The 22,298-nt window shown below is 39.4% G+C and carries 16 protein-coding genes; 11 read left to right on the forward strand and 5 right to left on the reverse strand.

Annotated elements, in window-relative coordinates; translation table 11 throughout:
* The first annotated feature begins 15 nt into the window (after positions 1–15).
* Together FBD94_RS00800 and FBD94_RS00805 are read left to right on the forward strand one after the other, a co-directional pair.
* Positions 16–1,008, forward strand: coding sequence for an ABC transporter ATP-binding protein (locus FBD94_RS00800; RefSeq protein ID WP_136878745.1), 993 nt, complete (start codon positions 16–18; stop codon positions 1,006–1,008).
* A gap of 161 nt (positions 1,009–1,169) precedes the next feature.
* On the forward strand, positions 1,170–3,740 hold the full coding sequence (locus FBD94_RS00805) for a DUF5686 and carboxypeptidase-like regulatory domain-containing protein (RefSeq protein ID WP_136878746.1): 2,571 nt from the start codon (positions 1,170–1,172) through the stop codon (positions 3,738–3,740).
* Between the two features lie 58 nt (positions 3,741–3,798).
* On the opposite strand, the gene FBD94_RS00810 is transcribed toward FBD94_RS00805, so the two are convergent.
* The 5 genes from FBD94_RS00810 to FBD94_RS00830 all read right to left on the reverse strand — a co-directional run bounded on the left by FBD94_RS00810 (position 3,799) and on the right by FBD94_RS00830 (position 8,409).
* A complete protein-coding gene (locus FBD94_RS00810; protein WP_136878747.1) occupies positions 3,799–4,218 on the reverse strand; it encodes a hypothetical protein in 420 nt (139 codons plus the stop codon).
* A 51-nt stretch (positions 4,219–4,269) separates the two neighbouring features.
* A complete protein-coding gene (locus FBD94_RS00815) occupies positions 4,270–4,746 on the reverse strand; it encodes a DUF4625 domain-containing protein (protein ID WP_136878748.1) in 477 nt (158 codons plus the stop codon).
* A 1-nt stretch (position 4,747) separates the two neighbouring features.
* Positions 4,748–5,665: a DUF4625 domain-containing protein gene (locus tag FBD94_RS00820; RefSeq protein ID WP_136878749.1), complete on the reverse strand. Its 918-nt coding sequence runs from the start codon at positions 5,663–5,665 to the stop codon at positions 4,748–4,750.
* Positions 5,666–5,718: 53 nt separating this feature from the next.
* Positions 5,719–7,959, reverse strand: a complete 2,241-nt coding sequence (locus FBD94_RS00825; RefSeq protein ID WP_136878750.1) for a TonB-dependent receptor — start codon at positions 7,957–7,959, stop codon at positions 5,719–5,721.
* Between the two features lie 99 nt (positions 7,960–8,058).
* Positions 8,059–8,409, reverse strand: coding sequence for a hypothetical protein (locus FBD94_RS00830; RefSeq protein ID WP_136878751.1), 351 nt, complete (start codon positions 8,407–8,409; stop codon positions 8,059–8,061).
* A 139-nt stretch (positions 8,410–8,548) separates the two neighbouring features.
* On the opposite strand from FBD94_RS00830, the gene FBD94_RS00835 reads away from it, so the two are divergent.
* The 9 genes from FBD94_RS00835 (at position 8,549) to FBD94_RS00880 (ending at position 22,297) form a co-directional block, all read left to right on the forward strand.
* Positions 8,549–8,857 carry a GNAT family N-acetyltransferase gene (locus FBD94_RS00835; protein ID WP_131607400.1) on the forward strand — a complete coding sequence of 103 codons (309 nt, stop codon included), beginning with the start codon at positions 8,549–8,551 and terminating at the stop codon, positions 8,855–8,857.
* 9 nt (positions 8,858–8,866) lie between these two features.
* The gene (locus FBD94_RS00840; protein ID WP_136878752.1) at positions 8,867–10,027 is read left to right on the forward strand and encodes an exo-beta-N-acetylmuramidase NamZ family protein; all 1,161 of its coding nucleotides are present in this window, start codon (positions 8,867–8,869) and stop codon (positions 10,025–10,027) included.
* A gap of 301 nt (positions 10,028–10,328) precedes the next feature.
* Entirely contained in the window at positions 10,329–13,313 is a 2,985-nt protein-coding gene (locus FBD94_RS00845) for a SusC/RagA family TonB-linked outer membrane protein (protein WP_136878753.1), read from the forward strand.
* 34 nt (positions 13,314–13,347) lie between these two features.
* On the forward strand, positions 13,348–14,781 hold the full coding sequence (locus FBD94_RS00850) for a RagB/SusD family nutrient uptake outer membrane protein (protein WP_136878754.1): 1,434 nt from the start codon (positions 13,348–13,350) through the stop codon (positions 14,779–14,781).
* Positions 14,782–14,821: 40 nt separating this feature from the next.
* On the forward strand, positions 14,822–15,613 hold the full coding sequence (locus FBD94_RS00855; protein WP_235884331.1) for an SDR family NAD(P)-dependent oxidoreductase: 792 nt from the start codon (positions 14,822–14,824) through the stop codon (positions 15,611–15,613).
* A 26-nt stretch (positions 15,614–15,639) separates the two neighbouring features.
* Positions 15,640–19,437 carry a mannonate dehydratase gene (locus FBD94_RS00865; RefSeq protein ID WP_205945816.1) on the forward strand — a complete coding sequence of 1,266 codons (3,798 nt, stop codon included), beginning with the start codon at positions 15,640–15,642 and terminating at the stop codon, positions 19,435–19,437.
* Between the two features lie 22 nt (positions 19,438–19,459).
* Positions 19,460–20,713 carry an MFS transporter gene (locus FBD94_RS00870; protein WP_136878755.1) on the forward strand — a complete coding sequence of 418 codons (1,254 nt, stop codon included), beginning with the start codon at positions 19,460–19,462 and terminating at the stop codon, positions 20,711–20,713.
* Positions 20,703–21,512 (forward strand): SMP-30/gluconolactonase/LRE family protein, encoded by an 810-nt coding sequence (locus tag FBD94_RS00875; protein WP_136878756.1) that lies wholly within the window; start codon positions 20,703–20,705, stop codon positions 21,510–21,512. The genes FBD94_RS00870 and FBD94_RS00875 overlap by 11 nt, the downstream gene beginning before the upstream one ends.
* A 41-nt stretch (positions 21,513–21,553) precedes the next feature.
* A complete protein-coding gene (locus FBD94_RS00880) occupies positions 21,554–22,297 on the forward strand; it encodes an RraA family protein (RefSeq protein ID WP_131607406.1) in 744 nt (247 codons plus the stop codon).
* The last annotated feature ends 1 nt before the right edge of the window (position 22,298 follow it).

Below are 22,298 nucleotides of genomic sequence, written 5' to 3' on the forward strand. Positions count from 1 at the left end.
TTTATCTTTGTAGCTGTGGAAGAACTTATCATTACCGTTAAAAACTTAACAAAGCAGCATCAAGCTGGACAATTATCTGGTGTTATTGATGTCAGTTTCGACATCAATAAAGGAAGTATTATCGCTATTCTAGGTGAAAGTGGGAGTGGTAAATCTACCTTACTGAAATGCATTTACGGTTTACTGAAGGTAGATAGTGGTGAGGTGTCTTTTAAAGGAAAACGTATTTTAGGACCTGATGAGCAGCTTATTCCTGGTCATAAGGAAATGAAAATGGTTACGCAGGACTTTTCTTTAAACATATACGCCAAGGTATATGATAATATAGCATCCATGCTTTCCAATACCAATATACAAGCAAAGCAGGAAAAGACCATGGAGATGATGCAACACCTGCACATCGAGCATCTTAAAGACAAGAAAATTACGCAATTAAGTGGGGGAGAGCAGCAACGTGTAGCTATAGCAAAGGCAATGGTAAGCGATACCGCTGTATTGTTATTGGACGAGCCTTTTAGTCAGGTTGATGCCTTATTGAAAAACCAGTTGCGCGCTGATATTAAAAGAGTAGCTGCTGAAACTGGTGTTACGGTTGTTATGGTGTCCCATGATCCCGCTGACGGCTTATTTCTTGCTGATGAATTACTTATCCTTAAGGATGGAAAGTTATTGCAACTGGGCAATCCTGCTTATGTATATAATCATCCTGATCACATTTATACTGCACAGCTACTAGGTAATGCCGTTGTTTTAAATGCGGAAGATGCAGCAAAGCTAGGTTTAGAAATAAAAACAGGGCAAGCTGTTTTTTATCCGGAATGGGTAGAGTTAAAGAACTCCTGGAACAGCAAACGCTTTGAAGTGAAAGATGTGTACTATAAAGGTTTTTATGAAGAGTTGTTGCTGGAGCGGAACGGAGTAGTGATCAGAGCTATCCAGCTAAACCGGGGCGAACATAAAAAGAACGATCATGTTCAGGCCAACATCACTCGTTTTTTGACTTTGTAAAGCCATAAAAATCAATCTGCTAAAATTTCATTTTTCATTTTCGTGTCATAACATCTGTTTGTGGAGTCATCCTGACTTTTTTACTAAAATATTCAGGAGTTGAGTGTTAACTTTGCAGCGCTTAATCAGTTTAAGCGATACATCTTAAAGTATAAAAGCAGATGCAGAAGGGACAACCTCAATCCATAATAGTAAGAATCATTTTTTTGTTCACCATAATCTTGTGCAGCTTGTCGTCTTTTGCACAAGAAACAGCTGTAAAGGGAATTGTTACCGATGTAGGTACTAAAGAAACTATCCCTTATGCTTCTTATATCGTTGTAGGTAGCGGTAAAGGCGGGCGTACGGATGCCGATGGTCGATATAACATCACCATAGATGGTAATTATACCCAGCTTAAATTTAGTTATGTGGGTTATAAGTCACAGGTAAGGACTATTAAGCCGGGGACTATCCAGACAATTAATATTCAATTGCAAAGCGAGGCGATGCAGATGAATGAAGTGGTGATCAAGGGCGGTAAAAAGCCAAAGTATCGCAACAAAGAGAATCCCGCTGTAGAACTGATTCGTAAGGTAATCGCCAATAAGTCGAAGAACCGTATGGAAAGTTACGACTATGTGAATTATAAAAAATATGAAAGGATGCTGTTTTCTATGAGCAATCTTTCTGATAAGTTTAAAAATAAAAAGATATTCCGCAATTATCAGTTCTTGTTTCAGGAACAGGATTCTAATAAAATTGGGGGTAAAAATCTATTGCCGGTTTTTCAGCAGGAAAAGCTTTCGGAGAATTATTTCCGTAAAAGCCCCGAAAAGATGAGAACTGTAGTAGTTGCTGATAAGCAAGTGAATTTTGATCCGCGTTTTGTTGATAATCAAGGTCTTACTGCTTATTTCGATAGGATGTATCAGGATATTGATATTTACGATAATAATATTTCTATCATTAGTAACCTGTTGTTAAGTCCGATAGCCGAGGGTGCTCCAACTTTCTATAAGTTTTTTATTACAGATACGATCAAAACCCAGCAACCTCAATTGATAGAGCTTTCTTTTACACCACGAGGTAAAATGGATATGTTGTTTGAAGGTAAGTTGTATGTTACTATGGATGGAAATTATGCTGTTCAAAACGCATATCTTACCGTTAATAAGGATATTAACCTGAATTTTGTTAGAGGACTTGAAGTGAAACTTGAGTTTGATCAGAACCCTGATAAGCGATATCATCTGAGTAAAAGTAACTTGATTGTAGATTTTGGAATCACTAAAAAAAATGGTACTGGATTTACGGGTGAACGTACGGTTACTTATAAGGACTACGAAATTAACCATCCACCAGCAGAAGACGTTTATAAAGGCTCAGCTGCATTGGCTGTTGCACCGGATGCAACTAAGAAGTCTGATCAGTTTTGGATAGATAACAGGCCTGAAGCCTTGAATCTTAACAGCTCCAAAATATATCGGAATTTAGATACGTTACAAACTATTCCATCTTTTAAGCGAACCATGGATATTGTAACGCTATTTTTTGCGGGCTACAAGGATTTTGGCCCCTTTGAAATGGGACCTGTAAATACTTTTTACAGCTTTAACAGTGTAGAAGGTTTTCGTTTACGTTTAGGGGGTAGATCAACAACTGCGTTAAGTAAAAGATATTATTTTGAGACCTATGCTGCTTATGGCTTTGATGACCAAAAATGGAAATATTTCCTAAGTAGTACTTATTCATTAAACAACAAGTCAATTTATTCTTTTCCGCAAAATTACTTAAGGGCAAGTTTTCAGCGTGATACTAAGATTCCAGGCCAGGAGTTAGAGTTTGTTCAGGAAGACAATTTTCTTTTATCATTTAAAAGGGGGGACAACAGCATGATGACGTATAATGATATTTATAGGTTGGATTATGTTCATGAATATGAAAATCACTTCTCTTATAGTTTAGGTTTGCGTAAATGGAGTCAGACTCCAGGTGGAGGTTTATATTTTAACAACTCGGGACAAACTCTTTTTTCAAGGACCAATCAAATCAATACTTCAGAGATTACTGTAGGACTAAGGTATGCACCGCATGAGAAATTTTATCAGGGTAAATTATATCGTACACCTTTCGTTGATAAATATCCAATATTTAACCTACGCTATACGGCGGGTCTGAAAGGTGTTTTAGGAGGTGAATACAATTATCATAATTTTATGGCTAGTGCTGAAAAGCGTTTTTATTTGTCGCAATTGGGCTATACTGATGTGACTTTAGAAGGCGGTTATAATGTGGGTAAATTGCCTTTTCCACTATTGTCTATTCATCGAGCCAATCAAACTTATGCTTATCAATTGCAATCGTATAATTTGATGAACTTCCTTGAATTTGTGAGTGATCATTATGCCAGCATTAATATCGACCAGAATTTTAATGGATTCTTTTTTAACAAGATCCCATTGCTTCAAAAATTAAAATTAAGGGAGGTAATGTCGTTTAAAGCTTTATATGGTGGTTTACGTGATGAGAACAATCCAGATAAAAATCCTAATGCGATGCAGTTTGTGCGTAATCAGGACGGCTTGCCAATTACTCACGGCTTAAGTAGCGAGCCTTATATCGAAGGAAGTGTTGGTATTGGGAACATCTTTAAAGTACTAAGGGTTGACGCTGTAAAGCGTTTCAATTACCTGGATAATCCAGGTGTTTCGAGCTGGGGATTCCGTGCCAGGGTAAAATTTGATTTTTAGTCAAAATAGAAAGCAGGGTGGCTAAGCATAAAGTTTAGTCACCCTGCTTTTTTTATGATTAATCGAAAGCAATCTGTTCTGGTCCGGATACTTTTTCGATATGACAGGCGCATTTACCACCTTTCACTTTAATAATAGCAGATTTTGTCTGATTAGTCTCCACAGATGTACCAGTGATTTTTAAATCATCTCCAGCTTCAGACATACTTTTGGTATTCCCGTCATCCACTATTATAAAAGAACCTTTTATTAGATTGGATGCTGCAGCAGAATTTGCATACACTTTTTCTCCGGTTCTTTGGTTTACCACACTAAAGTCTTTAACCTCGGTACCCACTGTTTTGTTGTCTACGAATTTTATAACCAAAGAGCGAAATTCCTCAGTACAGATTCTGTCTTCGCATCCCGTGTCAGTTGTCTTTTCTTTACAAGACAGCAAGGCGCTGACCAGTAAGAGTGCAAGTACTATTTTTTTCATAATTTATCGGTTTTAGTGATAAACGTAATAACTCACTAAAACGCTACATTTTTACTCAATTTTTATACTTAACCCTTTTATGGTTTGCCAGCCTTCTTTGTCTGTCAATCTGATCATAAAATGATAGTCACCAGGATCAATATCCGTCGGTATTTGAATTTCTGCACTTGCCTGATAGGTTTTTTGCCCTGAAGGAATAGTAATGTTCTTAATCAGTAAGAATGGTTTTACAGACTGTTTAACCTGAGCCAGATTGCATTCTTCCAGTTCGGTACTATGCGTATGGTGATCAAAATTATGATGGATGTCCAGATTTAGTGATCCCAACTGGACATTATCGCTAAGCAATGCCTTGAATATAAATTTCTCCCCACGTTTAACTACACTGCATTGTTTTGGAAATGCGTCACTTGTAGCCGTATTGATCTCTGGATAAATTGTGTCAATTGGTTCGGTATTATCTTTACTACAATTGCTCAGCACGAGCATCAATGCCAGGCAGAGGCTCAATAAACTTAGTTTTTTCATTTTATTTATAGTCTATTGTGATAGGTATTACTTTATAAGTGCTGATGTTGTGCGTGGTGTTTTTGTATAGGATAACCCAATTGTATTTTTCTGATTCCCATATTTTCTCTCCATTAATTGGGTTAGCTGCCGGCTCATTGTTGTCTTTTTCGGCGCCAATTACAATGGATTCACCACCATATACGCCATTTATCTGTTTTAGCGTAGTGATTTTTGAAGCGGCAGCAAGCGCTTTGTGTTCTATTTTAGAGACAACAATCGCTTTGCTAAGGTCAAGCTTATCGATGCTTTCTGGGTAATAATTGGCTTTCCTTTTTATGAGTACAGAGTATAAAATGCCATCACCTTTAATGTCATTCACTTGTGCATGAAGTTTCAGCTCATCACCCTTTTTAACAATCAGTTCAGTTTCCATATAGGTACCCATGGAATAAATCATGATGTCATTACGCGAGACAAAGTCGCGGCCAATTTTTGGATCAACAGGGATATTTGCAGGGTCAATGATGGTTAGGTCTTCCTTAATTTCAAGTTTCGTCCCATTTTCATCCAGCACTACAAAGTAGAAATCATATTTGCCTTCGGGTGCCTCGGCTGGAATGGTAAAGTGCTTGTGTACATTGGTGTTTTTAGCACCATTGTATTCTGCCCAGGTCAATTCAAATTTCCAGGTAGCAGTATACTTTTCGCCGCTTTTCTGTAATATCTTTACCTGAACATCTTTTATCTTATCGGCAGCTATCACATCCGCATTGAAATGGAAATCCCTTCCCCTCAATGCTTGCTTGTTTCCCGATCCGATTTCTACATTTGTTGCAGTGGGAATTGCCTTTTCAGGTTCAACTTCTTTATCTTTTTTACAGGCCTGGAAAGCTGTAACAAAAAGTAGTAAAGCCACTATAATTTTCTTTGTGTTCATAGTTGATAATGTGTTTTTGTTTGAAATTTTAATTGTATTCATTTGATAATTCATTATTGATTTCTTTTTTTTTGTTTATTTAAAGGGATGTTAAAAGGGACTTTTAACGACATAATTATATTTCTTCCTGCTTCAGGAAGTTCAATAAGCCGGTAAAAGCTGGTATGGTTCAAGTATTTGGTATTTAGCAGATTTTGAGCCTGTAAACTGAGCGTCAGCTGCTGTCTGCAAAGTCCAAATTTTGTCCCTGCCTGAATATTAATTAACCCATAGCCCGGCGTTTTCTTTTCAGGTGGCACAATGTTATTTTGTTTTGCGGTGATTCGGTAGTCTATTGAAAAATAGGAATGTTTAAAAAATGATTCCGATTCAGGCGACCAGGTTAGGTTAGCCAAAGCTGAGGCTGGTGGAGAGAAGGGAAGTGTATAGCCCTTTTTGTCTCCCGATACCTGCTTTGCAAATAAGTATTCGCCCAATAACTCAGTACTCAGATTTTCCGTGACTTTATATTTCAGCTGGAATTCGCCCCCATATCTAAGCACTTTGCTTTGGGCATACTGGAAAATCTGGTTGCCTGCACCATAGTAAAAATCATGGTTTGCGGTAGGGTTCAGGTAGATGTAATTGGGGAAATAATTGTAGAAAGGACTAATTAGCACAGACCAGCGATCTTCGTTCCATCCCAAACTCAGATCCAATTGGTACGACTGCTCGGGCGAAAGTGTCGCATCTCCTTTTTCGTAACTGAAATAATGATAATTTACCCCATTGGCCCCCAGTTCCTTTGCTATCGGCATTCTGAAGCTTTTACCAATATTGGCCTTCAACAGAAAGTTGTGAACATTATAATTTATGCCGGCCGACCAAACCAGGCTGTTGAAACTGCGATTTAAATCATTAGCCCTGATTAGCTTTTCTGATATTATTGTCTCCCCTGCTGTAAGCTCAGAATCAAACCAGTCAGTATATTTAAACATCCTGATCTGCCCATAATCGTAGCGCAATGCGCCATGCAGTAAAACCTGTTCGTTTATTTTGTATTTATCGTATACAAATACCCCTGCGGAAGCCTGTTTAAAGGAGGGGACCAAGAATGTCCAACCGTTAATCGCATTGTCCTGATATTCTGAATTGAAGCCTGTGGTTAGTTGATGATTTCCAACATTGATCATATCTCTAAGATTCATGCTATATACACGCTTATCAAATTCCCTTTCCAGTTCAGGAGAAATAGAGAGGTAATCGGGATAAACAGGTGGCATATAGCCATGATTTACATATTGACTGAATTCCTGCCTGAAATTTCGTTGATACCCCAGTTCCATCTCCAGTTTATGGCCTTTTGCCTGATAGTTGCTGCGATTGATCAGCTTAAAATGGTTTACCTGCTGGTTGGGCATCTGGACGTCCCTTGCGGATGCATCGTGCATTTCTGTATTTACTCTTCTCGGCTCCAGGCCGTGCGCATTGGCGAAGAACCCGCTTTTGCTGTAAATGTTACTGAGGTAAAAAACGGATCTGAAACCTTCCTTTACATAACCCGTATTTAGGTGTAATCCTGTTTCCTGGCCGGCAGTATTGCGCAGATTTCGGTTGTGCAACCTAACCGCATAGTCATACACAAATACGGTGTCTGTGGGTACGCTGTAATCTCCGTAATTCTGATAGGTGATACGGGAATCAAAGAACCAATCTTCCTTTCGGCCAAACACATTAATAGAGCTCCCATACAGGTTGTTGTTACTTTTGCCAATTAGATCAATCGAACCACCAAGTGCATTTTTCGGTGGTACATTAGCTGGTTTTATATCGATGGCTCCGCCTATAGCATCCGATCCGTACATAAAGGAAGCAGCGCCTTTTATCAATTCGATCTCTGCGGCAGCAAACTGGTCTATTTCTAAGCCATGATCAGCTCCCCATTGCTGTCCTTCATGTTTTACTCCTTTATCGATAACCACTACTCTGTTAAAACCAAGTCCGCGGATCAGTGGTTTTGATTGGCCTGATCCAATACCAATGGTCTTAATACCAGGTAAACGCTCTAGTGTTTTCATTAAACTTCCACTAAGGTTCCGTTGTATAAAATCGCTGCCAATAGTAATTACATTTAATGATTCTTCTTTTTGGCGTAGTTGCAACCGCTTGCCGTTAATCACCACCTCTTTCAACTGACGTGCAGAAGGAGCAGGCGTGGTTTTTAAAGTAGAATCGGGCAGACCATTTTTAGCCTGTCCAAAGCCGGTTTGAAAAATGAGCAACAAGGGAAATAATAGTACATAGAAACTCTTCATTGAATTTTTGGAGTTCAGTTATAGAAAAAAATAGACAAAAGGATACCTGTCTGCTTAAAGCAGGCTTAAATTAAGGTGTAAGGAGAAAAGGGAGGCTGGTTAAGCGAAATACGGCGGCCCTTTGTTGGCGATGATTTTCGGAGTAAAATCATAGTTTCCTGTTAGCACACACGTATTCAGTGTGATGGCTTCAGGATTTACGATGGTTAGTACTGTCGGATAGTACAACAGTATTTGTTGGCCTTGAACGTAGTGATAATAATCGCAAATGGAACATTTGTCTAAAGACTGAATCTGGTCTTTATCTTCGAATTGCACATCCTGATCTGAATGCTTGTCAGCATGTATATGAAAAAGTTGCGCAGTAGATATGAACAAAAATAGCACCATTAACAGAAAGGAAGCAGTCTGCTGTGATTTTGTCCATAAAAGTTTGGCACTTGATTTCATAACTGCATCAAAGTTGCATTTATAATTTGTGATATGCAATAGTAAATGCAATTAAGTTGCTTTTTAAATGTCTTGATATTTTCTTTCTTTTATTCTTTTATTGAGGTAAATTAGGATGTCGAATTAAAAATTAGCAGCTATGAATGAGGAATATCTGGTACTACCATTGGTTAAAAACTCGGTAGACATGCGTTTTGAACTAAAAATTGGTGAATACATGACTTTTATAGTCTTTAAAGAGCATGGTAAAAAGATCTGGCTGATCCATACCGAAGCTCCTGAAGAATTGAAAGGGAAAGGTGCTGCAACAGCTGTAATAGAGAAAACCTTGTCGTATATTGAAGATAATGGTTATCGACTTATCCCTTTGTGTCCCTTTGTAGCGGCTTATCTGAAGAGGCATCCCGAATGGGAACGAATTTTAGATGAGAGTGCAAAGCCTTTTTAATATTCCAGGATGATCAGATTTGGTGTGGATGTTTTGATCGCTCAAAATCCTGACTTTAAGAACCAGCGGATAGCTTTAGTAACCAACACAGTAGCAACAACAAATCAATATGAGCCAATTAGTCTGGCGTTATTAAAAGCGGGTTTTAATCTGGTTAAGTTATTTTCTCCTGAGCATGGATTTGATGCTAAAGGTGCCGATGGAGCTAAAATGCAAAATGGGGTTGACCAGGTTACCCAATTGCCTGTTATAAGTTTATATGGAGATCATTTGTCGCCAGCAGAGACAGATTTGCAAGATGTAGATAAGATCATATTTGATATCCCGGATGTGGGTGTTAGGTTTTATACTTATTTATGGACTTTAACTTATGTTTTGCAAGCGAGTGCGAATTATAATAAACCGGTAATAATTCTGGACAGACCTAATCCAATTTCAGGGAATTTGCAGCTTTGCGAAGGTCCAATGTTAAATGAACAATACTGTTCATCTTTTATTGGCAGGTGGAATATACCGCTAAGACATAGTTGTACTTTAGCTGAACTTGCCCTTTTCTTTAATACAACGAAAAATATCAATGCCGATTTAACGGTTATACCTTGTGAAAATTGGGATAGAAATAAATTTCAACCAGAATGGGGGATCAAATTCTTACCTACCTCTCCAGCTATAAGAAACATTAACGCAGCTATGCTTTACCCTGGTTTAGGTCTATTGGAAGCGACTAATATCAGCGAAGGAAGAGGTACAGCTTTGCCCTTTGAAATCCTTGCATCGCCTTGGATGAATCATTTTGATTTTCTATCAATTGCTAAGACGGATGGTATCAGTGTAGAAAGTATAATCGTTAGGCCAAATGAAGGAAAGTATTCAGGGCAGGATTGTTTTGGGCTACGCTTTAAGCTCAAAGCATATGATCATTTCAAATCGGTATATCATGGATTGCTACTGATTAAGTTGATTAAGGATCATTATCCAGCATATTTTAAATGGGCAACTTATCCTACAAACGTAAATCCAGATGGGACTAATCATTTAGATAAATTGTTAGGATTTCCCCAAAGTGAAGCATTTTTTGAACTACCAATGGCGAAATTTAAAACCACGATGATTGACGTTTGTGCTGCTGGTGCATGGGCTGAGGTAATAAAGCCCTACCTGCTTTATTAATCTTAAACAATTAGATAATGATGAATTATACTTATTATTTCAGCTTGCTGAATAAAAAAAGAGGCGGTGTTCGAATAGAACATCGCCTCTTTTTCGTTGTGAAGGCAATTCAATCAAGTTTTTTATGGCATAATCTGGCGTTTTTGGTCTGTTTCTTCGTTGATTATCAAGATGGTAATCGGTAGATAAAAAATAAAAAAATATTTGGAAATGTAATAATCATAACTATATTTATGGCGTATTGTAAAACATTGTTTTATAATATAAAACAATAGAGTGATTTTATTTAACCAAATATATTATGCAATCGAAATTACTATACTTACTGGGTATGCTATTTTGTGTCTTTATGGCACAAAGCTCGTATGCTCAGAACAATACATCCATTAAGGGGCAAGTGACTTCTGCGGATGAAAAGTCTGGATTCCCAGGCGTTGTCATTAAATTAAAAGGCACTTCAGTTATTACCAGAACCGATGTTAACGGAAAATATCAGATAGCAGCTCCGGCAAATGGTGTATTGACATTTAATTATATAGGATACGACTCTGTATCAGTACCTGTTAATGGCCGCAGGGAAATTAATGTGAAGATGCAATCAAAGGACAATAAATTAGACGAAGTCGTTGTAATAGGCTATGGTACTCAAAAGAAAAGTGACCTCACTGGTTCATTGTCGCAAGTAAAAGCAAAAGACATTAATTCATATCCCGCAACAAATGCATTGCAAGCCTTGGCAGGTCGTGCGACGGGCGTGCAGGTTTTACAAAATACAGGCGCTCCAGGTGGAGGTGTAAGTGTAAGAATACGCGGTACCAACTCTATTCAAGGTAGCAATGAGCCTTTATATGTGATAGATGGTTTTCCAATAGCCGGCAGTAATCCATCAGTGATCAATAACTCAGATATCGAAAGTATGGAGATCTTAAAAGATGCGAGTGCTACAGCTATTTATGGTTCAAGAGGTGCAAATGGCGTTGTGCTGATTACAACAAAAAAAGGAAAGGCAGGTCAAAATCAAGTTAGTTTTGAAACAAGCTACGGTATTCAGACACTCCGTAAAAAAATGGACCTGATGAATGCACAGGAATATGCCACTTTTTACAATGAGCAGGCAGCAAATGATAAACTAGCACCTTATTTTATTGCAGATCAGATTGCTGGTATGGGGAAGGGTTTTGATATCCAGGATCTTGCTTTTAGGAAAGCACCTTTAAAAACCATTTCTTTTGGCCTGAGTGGCGGGAGTGATAAAACCCAGTTCGCCATCGCTGGAAGTATTTTTGGACAAGACGGAATTATTAAAGGCAGTAGCTATGATCGTTACTCTATCAATTCAAATGTAAATCACGAAATTAGTAAAAAGTTTAGTGTTAACCTTTCTACCACAATAACGCGCATCAAATCCGAAGCTCAAAATAGTAGTGGTGGAAATAGGGGCGGGTCGTTGATTTCTGCTATTATTTCTGCGCCACCAACGCTTAATCCATATAATGATGACGGCAGCTACAGAGGAATTTCAACAAGTTTCCCTTATGTTTTATCAAATCCGCTTAATTATATCAATGAACAAAGTAATTCAACTACTTCCAATCGGATTTTGTCGAATGGAGCTATCGTATATAAACCGATTCCTGAGTTAAGTATTAAAATTTCTGGAGGAGTAGAAAATGCAGATGACCGTAACGATGCATACACCACACTTAAATTTATCAATTCGAAAGGGAGTGCTAATGTTTCAGCTACTCAGTCTACCAGTTTGTTGAGCGAAAATACGATCAGTTACAATAAAACATTCAATCAAAAACACAGTGTATCGGCAGTTGCAGGCTTCACCTATCAGGACTTTTTAAATACCTCTTTATCTGGTAGTGGTAATGGATATATTAGCGATATCAGTGAAACTTTTGACCTGGGCTCGGCAACCACGCCTGGGATACCCGGTACATCGTACGTTAAATCGTCGTTATTGTCCTATTTGGGGCGTTTAAATTATGCTTATGACAGCAAATATTTAGCTACAGTAAGTTTCCGTGCCGATGGATCCTCAAAATATAGTGAAGGTAATAAATGGGGGTATTTTCCTTCTGCCGCCTTGGCATGGCGCATTTCTAACGAAGATTTTCTGAAGGAGTCGACCATTATATCCGATATGAAATTAAGACTTGGATGGGGCTATACAGGTAGTCAGGCCATCAATCCTTATGCTACATTAAACCAGTTGTTGTCTAATAAAACTGTTTTTGGGGATGCTTTATTTACCTCGTATGCGCCAGGAACAGTTTTGCCGGGTAATTTGAAATGGGAAACTACAGAGCAAAAAAATATAGGTATAGATGTGGGGATATTGACCAATAAAATTTATCTAACCGCCGACTACTATATCAAAAATACGCGTGATTTATTAAACACGGTACAGTTACCATCATCGATGGGCTTTACAACCACCATACAAAATGTTGGTGAAGTAAGTAATAAAGGGTTGGAGCTGGCCTTAAATGTTAAACCTTTCTCCGGCAATTTTAGTTGGGATATCAATACCAATATTTCCTTTAACCGCAATAAAGTAGTTAAGCTTTATGGTGGACAGGATATATTAGGCGGCGCATTTAATGTGTCTGCAGTTAATGATTACGCCAATATCCTACGTGAAGGACAGCCTATCGGTATTTTTTATGGTTACGTAGAAAACGGATATGATGATAAAGGCAAAATCAAATACAAGGATTTAAACAATGATGGTGTAATATCCACAGCCGATAAGACATATATCGGCAATCCTAATCCAGATTTTACCTACGGCTTTAACTCTACCATGAGTTACAAAAACTTTGAGTTTACCTTCTTTTTACAAGGATCTCAGGGTAACGATATCTTCAATATCAGTGCAATCAACAATACAGTTGATTATGGCTATGGTTTAAACATGCTAAGAGATGTTTATTTAAATCACTGGACGCCGACAAAAACGGACGCGAAATATCCGGTGATCAGCAACAGTACCTCAGCTACAGCATCCAATCGCTTTGTGGAAAACGGTGCTTATTTGCGTCTAAAAAATATTCAGTTGGCCTATAATCTACCGGTTCAACATCTTAACATCAGTTGGGCCAAAAGATTACAAATCTATGTAAGCGCACAAAACATATTAACCTTTACTAAATATTCAGGTTGGGATCCCGAGATTAACTCCAGAGGGGGTGCTAACTCCACAGCTCAAGGATTTGACTATTACAGTTATCCAAATGCAAAAACTTATAACGTAGGCATTAGAGCTGGATTTTAATCACATATGGACATATAATCTTAATTATAAAGACATGAAAAATCTCAAATATTTAATTCTTCTGCTTCTTTTTTCTTCTTGCCAAAAACAGCTGATAGAAGATCCTAAATCCCTGGCGGCAGAGAAATTTTACAACACAGCAGCAGAGGTGCAGGGCGCTGTAAATGCTATTTATACCCCATTTAGAGATATCAATGGATTGGTTACCTACATCGCTCAAGTAGATTGCTATGTAGATTATGGATTGGGCCGTGGAAGCTATGCTTCTTTAAATGATTTTCAGGGATTAAACTCAACCAATATTACGCGTGTAGGTTCAATGTGGGACTTGTTTTATCTGAGTATCAGAAATGCCAATTTTGTAATTAAAAATGCACCTAATGGTAAGGAGATCAGTCAGGCTGATATCAATACCAATGTTGGCGAGGCTAAATTTTTACGAGCCTTCAACTATTTCTTCCTGGTAAGAAACTGGGGCGGTGTACCTATTCGTACAGAAGCAAATATGACCGTTGTTGATGTTAAAAGAAATACAGCAGATGACGTTTACAAGCTAATCCTTGCCGATTTGCTGGATGCAGAAGCCAATTTGCCAATAACACAGCCTCAAGTTGGTCGCCCAACCAAGTGGTCTGCCAAGACTTTGCTTGCCGATGTTTATTTACAATTAGGGAAATACCCTGAGGCTAGAGATAAGGCTAACGAGGTGATATTAAGTGATAAATTCGCTTTAGTTCCGATTAGCTCTACTGATGACCTGCAAAATATATTTGGTCCAGCAGTGGTAACTACATCAGAGGAAATATTCTATATAAAATTTACCAGGCAAAATCTGTTCGGTAATTACTTTGTGATGTTTTTGAACCATCCAGGCACTAAGTTCAGTGGTGCAGGCGGCTTTTATGGTCTCCATAGTGAAACGGTTAATCCTGTTTACAAGAACTGGGACAATAACGATTTCCGTAAAGGACTTTGGTATCCTTACAATATTGGTTTGGATGGAAATTCATTGCTCAATAAGAAATTTATAGACCCCTTAGCTACCTCACAAAGCGGCCATGGAAATGATATGCCTTGGTATCGTTATGCAGATCTATTGTTAATTTATGCTGAAGCCGCTAGTCGTGCCGAGAATGGACCATCTGCTGCATCGATGGAAGCACTAAACAAAGTTCATCGTAGGGCATACGGAAAAAATCCCCTATTGCCTTCTACGGTTGACTTTAAGGTAGCCGATTATAATGCGACTACATTTCTTGATCTCATCATAAAGGAGCGTGGCTACGAATTTCAGTATGAAGGTAAGCGCTGGTTGGAGCTTAAACGCACAGGGAAAGCTGCAGAAATCATATTGGCAACAAAAGGAAAGGTGATCGCAGCTAAGCATTATTGGTGGCCAATACCTGTTTCTGAACTAGGATTTAACAAAGCTTTAGATCCGGTTAAGGATCAGAACCCGGGTTATTAATATATCTTAATTGGTAATTAAGAAGATAGATAAAATTACGATGATGAAAAGACTGCAAGGAAAAAAGGCATTGGTTACCGGCTCGTCGAGAGGCATAGGGAAGGCGATAGCATTGCAACTGGCTCAGGAAGGTGCTGAGGTGGTGATCCATTATAATCAGAACCCGACGGAAGCCTCTGAAGTGGCTGATGCAATTTTAAAAAATGGTGGACTGGCACACGTGTTACAAGCTGATCTAAATCATGCAGAGCAGGCAATTAAGCTAGGAATGGATGCCTGGGAAGTAATGGATGGAATTGATTTTTTGGTAAACAATGCGGGGGTATCCTACAAAAAACACTTTTTGGATACCACTATGGCAGATGTAGATCATTTCACCAATATTAATTTTAAAGGAACCCTTTTTTTAACTCAAACAGTGGCCAAACAAATGGTGTTGAACCAAACTGAGGGAAGTATTTATACCATTACCTCTATCAATGCAATTCAACCGGGACTTGGCTTAAGTGTTTACGGTGCTACTAAAGGCGCTTTAGAGACTTTAATGAAAGGCGTTGCTTTAGAATTAGCTCCACATCAAATCAAAGTAAATACCATTGCTGTTGGTGCCATCGAAACAGATATGAACGCTCCGGTATGGCAGGATCCAGAAAAACTAAAATTGGTAAATGATCATATCCCGTTGGGCAGGTTAGGTCGCCCTCAGGAGATCGCGAGCATGGTTGCCGATCTCCTGGCCTCGGGAAGTTATATGACGGGGGCCACCATTAAAATAGATGGGGGCTGGCAACTTCAGCAAGGTTTTTTAAAATCACAGTCCTACAATAATTAAAGTACTACAGTATTAAAATATAAAGCATGCAATTGTCTTTTTTGTTTTTCGGAAATAAGCCTGATCAGAAGTGGGCGTTAAGCAGGCAAATGGGTGTTAAATACGCCATTGCCAAATTGGCTCCCGAGCTAACCGGCAGTTTGCCACCATGGGATTACGAATCATTGGCTGCATCAAAACAGATTTTTAAGGATAACGGTTTTGAGCTGATTGGGATGGAGGGAGATCAGTTTAACATGGACCGGATTAAACTCGGATTACCAGGAAGAGAAGAGGATATCCAACGTTATTGCCAGATGCTTGAAAATATGGGTAGACTTAACATCCCTTTGCTTTGCTATAATTTTATGGCGGGAATTGGCTGGTTCAGAACCCATACGACTATTGAAGCGAGAGGTGGCGCCCTAGTAAATGGTTTCGATATGGAAACTGCGCAGCAATTGCCTTTAACTGATATTGGTCCGATTAGTGAAAGTGAAATTTGGGCAAACTATGCATGGTTTTTGGAAAGGGTTTTACCTGCTGCAGAAAAGGCTGGGGTAAAAATGGCATTGCATCCTGATGATCCACCGGTTTCACCATTAAGAGGCATCAGCCGAATTTTTAAGAACGCAGATGGGATCCGTAAAGCATTGTCTTTGTCTGATAGTGATGCCCATGGGCTTACTTTTTGCCAAGGTACCTATACCACAATGGGCGAAGATGTGAAAGCCCTGATCGCTGAGTTTGGCCAGCGTCAGAAAATATTCTTTGTCCACATCCGTGATGTTGAAGGGAATAGCGAAAACTTTAAGGAAACCTTTCATGACGATGGCCCAACAGATATGCCTGAAATGTTTAAGGCCTATAGAGATATTGGATTTACTGGCCCGTTGCGGTCAGATCATGTGCCATCTATGGCCGGAGATGACAATACGCAACATGGCTATACGGTAAATGGAAGCTTATTTGGGATTGGCTATATCAAAGGAATTATGGATGCATTGAAAATCCCAACGTTCATGTGGATCCTGTTTATCCAGTTGGCAATGTGTACCGGATTGGTAAAGGCTCAAAACCTTGGGCAGCCTTGGTATATTCAGCCAAGAGCGGATGCCCAACATATTGATTTGACGGGTAAATGGGAATTGTCCCATATGGATAAACCAGTAGTCGATCTTAAAGAGCTGGTTAATCAAAAAGATCCTTTTGAAACAACGGTCCCTAATTCCGTTCAATGGTCATTATATAAAGCAGGGAAGTTCCCTCATCCATATTACAACAAGAACTCTGACTACTATAAATTCGTTGATGAGAAGGTATGGTACTATAAAAAGAGCTTTGATTTGCCACAAACTGCAAAAGGCAATTACAGTTTCCTTTGCTTTGATGGGGCAGATTACTTTACAAAAGTCTGGGTTAACCAAAAATTGGTCGGTGTACATGAAGGTATGTTTGGCGGACCAAATGCGGAGATCAGTGATTACTTAAATTATGGTGGTAACAATGAAATTATAGTTGAACTACGTGCCGGAAACTGGGGAAACAAAGCCACCGACTTTGATATCATACCGCTCGATAGCAATAACGCTAAAGACATGAGCAAGCGGAAAGGATATGATCCATGGAACAGTGGACGCATCATAAAGCCTTGGACAATATCCGGTGGATTGGGTGGTGAAACCTTTTTTGCGATGGGACTCTGGCAGGGCGTGAGATTGGAGGTTGTACCTAAGGTTCATATCGAAAGACCATACCTGGTCACAAAAGCGATTACTGGTAATGTTGCAAAGCTGCACTTATCAACAGAATTGTTTATCAATAGCAATTCCATGAAGCAAAGTCTGCACCCATGGAAGAATGCACAACTCCGTCATCCCTATGAAAAGGGAATGCCTTTTGTCCCATCAAAAGAAGCGCTTAAGGTTAATGTAGCGTTTTATTCAGGTAGTAATAAAGTATTTGACAAGCTCATTTCTGTTCAAACCTATGAAGGCCGAAATTGGGTAGAAGATGATATCGATCTGCCAAATCCAAAGCTTTGGAATCCAACTGGCTTAGGAGATCCAAACTTATACCATGTGAAAATCTCATTGATCAGAAGTGGAAAAGTGGTTGACAAAACTTCTTTTGATTATGGAATACGTGTTATTGAACGGGTAGCAAGTGCGGGCCCAAGAACGGGAGATCGTTTTGAAAACTGGCAATTTGTGGTAAATGGGAAGAAAATATTTGTGAAAGGCATGAATTTTACGCCTCAGGATATTTTGCTGGATGCCTCAGAAAAACGTTACCGCTGGACATTGTCTGCAGCCAAGAAAATGGGCGTACAGCTTATTAGAATATGGGGTGGTGGCCTGATTGAAACAGATACGTTTTATAAATTATGTAATGAAATGGGGATTATGGTTTGGCAGGATTTTCCTATTGGAAACCAGGATACCCCTGATTACCCACAAGACATTTGGGAGGCACAAGTAGTGCAGAACATATGTAGACTGCGCAATAACCCTTCATTGGTGATCTGGTGTGGTGGAAATGAATTTAATCCTTACTCCTTAGGTAATGCCACTACCATGGGTATCTGGGAGCGAAATATTAAGACCTTCGATGGCAGTCGCATGTTTGTGCGTACTACTCCAGATGGGGGTAGCATTCACACTTATCCGGATATGGACCCATCCTGGTATAGACGTAGCTATGGTAAAGAAGCCTGGATTTCTGAAACCGGAATGCACAGTATGCCCGAAGCAAGTTTGTTTAGAGAAGTGGTAAACGAGAAGGAATTTGTTAACCTGGGTACGATGTGGGAAAAATCGTTTAGACCGGGGCATACTGAATTTATACATCATTTTACGGAATACAAACCCAGTCGTGTACCACGTATGTTAAGTCGCGCATCGCACATTGACAACATGAATGACCCTACACTAGAGTCCATATCAGAGGCTACACAGATTGGTGCCGGAGAATTTTATCAGGTACTTTCAGAAAAGGTGCAAGGTAGCTATCCAGTAACAACAGGCTTAATGCCATGGGTTTTTAAAAGACATTGGACGGCAATTGCCATTCAAATGATGGACTGGTTTGGACAGGCGAATGCTCCTTATTATTTTCTGAAAAGGACTTATGAACCAACACATATTGCTTTAGATATTGAGCGTTTACTTTGGGCTCCAGGAGAAAGCATTCCTTTGGATGTGCAGGTTACAAATTCACTATTTGCTAAGCAACAGGGATATAAAGCAACGGTTACGGTATATGATGACAGTTTTAAGCAGCTATCTAAAAAAACACTACCTATAAACATCGCTACTGGTCCTTCGGTAAACAACGCTTCATTTGGCAAGTTCGATATTCCAGCTAACTACAAAGATAAATACCTGTTCCTTTTAACAGAGTTAACAGATAAGAATGGCAAAGTCGTTTCCAGTGCTTATTACTATCCACGTTGTCTGGTGAAAATGGAGGACAAAGCTTTTCATGATCAGTATGTGAATGAACCGATTCCATGGATAACCCTAGATAAAGGACCTTGGTTAAAACCGTCTGTTGCTAAAACAAATACCAGCTTATCACTAAAAGTAAAGGCGAATAAAGTCATCTCTGGCGATGAAAGTGAGATTACGTTAACGGTTAAAAATGAAGGATCTATTCCTGCTTTTATGACAAAAGTAGATATATCAGGAGTAAAAAGAGCTTTTTATGCCAGTGATAACTATATGTGGATAGAACCAGGCAAGACCGTAGAAATAACGATGAATGTAAACTGGCGTGAGCAGAAGAACAATGCAACCGTTACAGTGCAGGCCTGGAATGCAAAAGTAGTGGCTGCAAATCTTTAATAACTGTGCTTAAGTATAAAATATGAATAACCAAATAGCCGATCCCTTAAATACCTCCAAAAATTACAAGTGGTTAATGCTGGCTTTACTGTGGACTGCATTTTTCCTTAATTCTGCCGATAGACAGATATTTAGTGTGGTGCTGCCCTTAATTAAAGCGGACTTGAATTTAAGCGACGCCGAGCTTGGACTGATTGCATCTTCGCTGGTTTGGACTTATGGTTTATTTGTTCCCATAGCGGGCATTGTGGGCGATAGGTTGGTCCGGAAGAACATCATTGTGTTTAGCCTTTTATTTTGGAGTGTTTCTACATTGCTTACCGGGATCAGTACTACTGTTGCTCAGTTTGTTTTATTCCGAGGCATTGCAACAGGCGGGGGTGAAGCTTTTTATGCGCCAGCTGCCAATGCGCTTATTGGTGAAGAGCATCAAAAAAGAAGGTCATTGGCGCTCTCTATTCATCAAAGTGCAGTTTACTTTGGTATTATTTTGAGCGGGGTTATTGCCGGATATATTGGCCAGCATTATGGCTGGCGCAATGCATTTTATTTATTTGGTGGTTTCGGAATTTTAGTGGCTATTGTGTCTTTCTTTAAATTAAGAAAAGATGTACCAGCCCAGGCACAAGAAAAGGTTAACGTAGTTGAATCTGCAAAAATAATGGCCAAAAATCCTACTGTAGTGTTGCTTACATCAGCATTTGCTTGTATGGTTTTTGTAAACGTAGCCTATCTGACCTGGATGCCCTCCTTATTGGTCGAAAAGTTTAACCTGTCACTTGTCGCCGCTGGTTTCTCTTCTATGTTTTACCATCATATTGGTGCTTTTATAGGTGTGCTGATAGGCGGCTTGGTGTCAGACAAAGTTTCCAGAATAAATCCAGGCAATCGCTTGGTCGTACAGGCTGTTGCGATGCTAGGCGCGGTACCTTTTATCTATTGGATAGGCATGGGAACTACACCATTTGCTACCTACCTGGCACTTTTCTTTTTCGGCATTTTTAGAGGGATATATGACTCAAATATTTTCGCTTCATTATATGAAGTTGTTAAACCAGCCATCAGGTCATCTTCATCAGGTTTTATGCTCATGTGCGCGTTTTTAGTAGGTGCTTTTGCTCCATTGCTTTTAGGCGTACTGAAACCCACATTAGGCTTGTCCACAGGTTTATCATGGTTATGGGTAAGTTACTTTTTAGGTGCGGCTTTTCTATTAACTGCTGTTCTGTTCTTCTTTAAAACAGACAGACAAAATGCAATGGCTTATGAAAGTTAAAATAGAGACTATAGCTGATGGATTAAACTTTCCGGAAGGGCCAGCATTTGCACCTGATGGAAGTTTATGGGCCGTGGAATTAAAGGGTGAAAGCCTGCTGCGGTACCTGGATGGAAAACTGGAACGCTTTCAGGTAGGAGGAAAACCTAATGGTATTGCCATTGATAGGCAAGGAATGATCTGGTTTTGTGATGCCGCTGAGAATGCAATCAGAAAGTTTGATCCTTATCAGCTGAAAACAGAAGTGCTTGCTAATCGTGTCGATGGAGAAGTGTTGGCGCAGCCAAATGACTTGGCATTTGATCAAAATGGTAATCTATTATTTACCTGTCCGGGCAATTCAAGGACGGAGCCAACAGGCTATATCTGTGTATTGAAGCGGGATAACTCTGTAAAAAAGATTATTGAAAATAAGTACTTCCCAAATGGTCTGGCCTTTACAAACGATGGTAAAAGTCTCGTCTTTGCCGAAACTTATGCACATCAATTGTGGAAAGGAGACTGGGACTCTCAAAATTGTGAATGGCTTAATGGCCAGGTTTGGTGTAATGTCGGTGGCCCCGCAGGTCCTGGGGGGCCTGATGGGATGGCTTTCGATCAGCAAGGGAATCTTTATACAGCAGTATATGGTACTGCTGAAATAAGAATAGCAAATGCAGGTGGAGCGGTAATCGACGCGATCACTCTACCTGGTCAAAATCCTACCAATTGTGCATTTGATCCATTTGGAAGGTATGATTTGATCGTCACTGAAGCGGAAAAAGGGCTCTTGCTTCATGTGAGCTTTGAAAGAAAATAGTTGATAATTAACAAGATAACAGTAATAATAATTAACGTAATATGAGTACAGATCAGTATAAGAAAGAAATTGGTATGATGAATTTAGAAAAATTGATCGAAACCAGAGAAGGTAAATCAGAGGCAAGTTTCCCAATTCCAGAAAAGGAATTGTTGCACCGCTATGAGCAATTATATACCGGTGCAATCAATGACGTTATGCGGGAATTTTGTCTGATTAATCAGGCTTTACCAGGGCATTTAGTTCCACTACGAGAATACCGGACTATAGCTGGTATTGCCTTTACCGTAAAAAGTGCCCCTAATGCTATGATAAAAGGAGAAATGGAGTTTAGGGTGCAGATGTTGGACGAGATGCATGAGGATGCTTTTGTGGTTTGGGATACCACTAAAGATGAAAATGCTACCTTATGGGGTGGGGTAATGACAGCCACCGCAAAAGGTAAGAAAGTAAAGGCCGCTTGTATTGACGGTGGGATCCGTGATACCCACCAGATCCTGGAAGCTGATTTTCCTGTGTTTTATAAATACCGGATCTCTAACGGTAGTTTAGGCAGGTGTTTAATTACACATTACCAGGTAACGCTTCAGATTGGTTCGGTAACCATTAAACCGGGTGATGTGGTAATGGGAGATATTGATGGCGTATTAGTCGTTCCAAGAGACATTGCTTATGACGTTTTGCTACGGGCTGAGGAAATCATAGAAAATGAAAAGAAAATATTTGGCTGGGTAAAAGAAGGACAAACGATTCAGGAAATCAGCGAAAAGGGCGGGTATTTTTAAT

The organism is Pedobacter hiemivivus, from assembly GCF_005144565.1.
Taxonomy (GTDB): domain Bacteria; phylum Bacteroidota; class Bacteroidia; order Sphingobacteriales; family Sphingobacteriaceae; genus Pedobacter; species Pedobacter hiemivivus.

Bases quoted from the DNA above. Each gene is read 5' to 3' on its own strand.
- FBD94_RS00870 (WP_136878755.1), top strand. From the start codon at position 19,460: ATGAATAACCAAATAGCCGATCCCTTAAATACCTCCAAAAATTACAAG.
- FBD94_RS00850 (WP_136878754.1), top strand. From the start codon at position 13,348: ATGAAAAATCTCAAATATTTAATTCTTCTGCTTCTTTTTTCTTCTTGC.
- FBD94_RS00815 (WP_136878748.1), bottom strand. From the start codon at position 4,746: ATGAAAAAACTAAGTTTATTGAGCCTCTGCCTGGCATTGATGCTCGTG.
- FBD94_RS00805 (WP_136878746.1), top strand. From the start codon at position 1,170: ATGCAGAAGGGACAACCTCAATCCATAATAGTAAGAATCATTTTTTTG.
- FBD94_RS00865 (WP_205945816.1), top strand. From the start codon at position 15,640: ATGCAATTGTCTTTTTTGTTTTTCGGAAATAAGCCTGATCAGAAGTGG.
- FBD94_RS00840 (WP_136878752.1), top strand. From the start codon at position 8,867: ATGATCAGATTTGGTGTGGATGTTTTGATCGCTCAAAATCCTGACTTT.
- FBD94_RS00830 (WP_136878751.1), bottom strand. From the start codon at position 8,409: ATGAAATCAAGTGCCAAACTTTTATGGACAAAATCACAGCAGACTGCT.
- FBD94_RS00820 (WP_136878749.1), bottom strand. From the start codon at position 5,665: ATGAACACAAAGAAAATTATAGTGGCTTTACTACTTTTTGTTACAGCT.
- FBD94_RS00880 (WP_131607406.1), top strand. From the start codon at position 21,554: ATGAGTACAGATCAGTATAAGAAAGAAATTGGTATGATGAATTTAGAA.
- FBD94_RS00875 (WP_136878756.1), top strand. From the start codon at position 20,703: ATGAAAGTTAAAATAGAGACTATAGCTGATGGATTAAACTTTCCGGAA.
- FBD94_RS00825 (WP_136878750.1), bottom strand. From the start codon at position 7,959: ATGAAGAGTTTCTATGTACTATTATTTCCCTTGTTGCTCATTTTTCAA.
- FBD94_RS00810 (WP_136878747.1), bottom strand. From the start codon at position 4,218: ATGAAAAAAATAGTACTTGCACTCTTACTGGTCAGCGCCTTGCTGTCT.
- FBD94_RS00835 (WP_131607400.1), top strand. From the start codon at position 8,549: ATGAATGAGGAATATCTGGTACTACCATTGGTTAAAAACTCGGTAGAC.
- FBD94_RS00845 (WP_136878753.1), top strand. From the start codon at position 10,329: ATGCAATCGAAATTACTATACTTACTGGGTATGCTATTTTGTGTCTTT.
- FBD94_RS00855 (WP_235884331.1), top strand. From the start codon at position 14,822: ATGATGAAAAGACTGCAAGGAAAAAAGGCATTGGTTACCGGCTCGTCG.